The organism is Cellulomonas sp. P2_B4, assembly GCF_056404795.1.
Genome location: NZ_JBFUDI010000081.1, coordinates 1 through 576, shown reverse-complemented (window position 1 = coordinate 576; position 576 = coordinate 1). Strand labels below are relative to the sequence as shown.

Here is a 576-nt window from a genome sequence, read left to right as displayed (position 1 = left end):
GCACGGCATGTGCCGCGTGGCGGGATCGGACAGATGCGCGCCGATCGTCTCCATCACCTCGCGCTGCCATGCGCGCGGGCCGGCAACGCCGGCCAGCGGGCCTTCGCCCCAACGAAAGGCGAACTCGGCGTACCGGACGGGGTCATGCGCCAGCTTCTTCATCTCGTTGACGAGCGCGCGGCGCGACATGGGCTTGGGGTCAGTCATAATCGGGTGTCTTTCCCACGCGGGCAAAGGCCTGCAGGATGATGTCGCCCAGCTCGTCCGCGTCGCGCTCCTCGATCGGAATGCGCCACTCCTCGGGCCGGCGGCGGCGCAGCCATTGCAGCGCCGCCTGCGGATCGGCGAGCACGCGCCGCCGGAACCGCGCGACTTTCGGCTCGCTCCAGCTCGCGAACATGAAGGCGCGCTCGGCGGTATAATCATAGCCGCACGCCCGCTGGTGGAGCGAATTCACCACATGCTCGTCGGCCAGGCTCTTGCCGGTGGTGCACGCCTCGGCGAAGTCCGTGTGCATGCTGCGCCATCGATAGAAGGTGGAGATGTCGATCTCCAGCAAATCGGCCACCTCCTCGG

Annotated in this window: 2 protein-coding genes; both read right to left on the bottom strand. The window is 67.9% G+C overall.

Annotated elements, in window-relative coordinates:
* A partial coding sequence (locus AC1DZC_RS20200) for a hypothetical protein (RefSeq protein WP_477044526.1) occupies window positions 1-207 on the bottom strand: 207 nt, incomplete at its 3' end.
* On the bottom strand, window positions 200-576 hold a 377-nt coding region (locus AC1DZC_RS20195), incomplete at its 5' end, for a hypothetical protein (protein ID WP_477044525.1). The genes AC1DZC_RS20195 and AC1DZC_RS20200, both read right to left, overlap by 8 nt.